The following is a 793-nucleotide window of genomic DNA, read 5'->3' as shown; positions in this document are numbered from 1 at the left end:
GGTCGATGGTGTTTGGGTTGTTGGAGGTGTAGAGCGTACGCCCGAGCGCAAGGTGTTCTTGTTGACGGTACCTAACCGCAATCAAAATACCTTGAAGCTAATAATCGATACATTTGTAAAGGATGGTAATGATTAGAATATGTATATGCTAGATGATCAGTGCATTTAATCATTGATGACAGGTTCGCATGTTATGGTAGATTGCTGGAAAGGCTATAAAGGGATTGACAGTGATCCAAGTCGAAACTTACAGTGACCCGCAAAACTGTCCCAATGTTTCGTAATTTTCTCTTCTAGGGCTTGTAGCACCATAGTTGTTAAGCTAATGTACACCTTATTGTATATCATTCGATAGCCAAAATAGTGTAGTACCAAAACATGTAAAGCAAAAACAAATTAAAACAGCGCAGACGGAGATAGAGGGGATAGAAAACAAGCGGTGCATTGGGACAGTTTTGCGGCACTTTTGAAAAAAAACAAAATGGTTTATTTATTTGGCATTAATAGTCAGTCCAGCGTCCTTTATTCTTGATACATTGCTTTATACGCTTAGGCATTGTTTCTATGACCTTTTGGCACTCTTCCGGCTTCATTAAGTCGCACCAAACTTTAGTTACTCGTTCGTATAGTTCATTCATGCCTTTTGATGCTGTTTCATAATCATTCAAGCTTCTCTTTAACAATGACCACATATTCTCAATTGGGTTTAAGTCAGGGGACTGTGCTGGCCACTCTAGGATGTTGTAGGATTGCTGTTCAAGATGTTTTTTGACTAATTTGGACGTATGTTTAG

At 39.1% G+C, this 793-nt stretch carries 1 protein-coding gene; it reads right to left on the bottom strand.

All coding sequences use genetic code 11. From position 1 onward, the window contains the following. Nucleotides 1-500 precede the first annotated feature (500 nt). Nucleotides 501-793 (bottom strand): transposase (locus ACYVPE_RS39895; protein WP_461038740.1); only part of this gene is annotated, 293 nt, incomplete at its 5' end.

The organism is Streptomyces mayteni (assembly GCF_054783955.1).
Note: the sequence above shows the minus strand (reverse complement) of the source record. Positions and strands in the feature narration are given on the sequence as shown.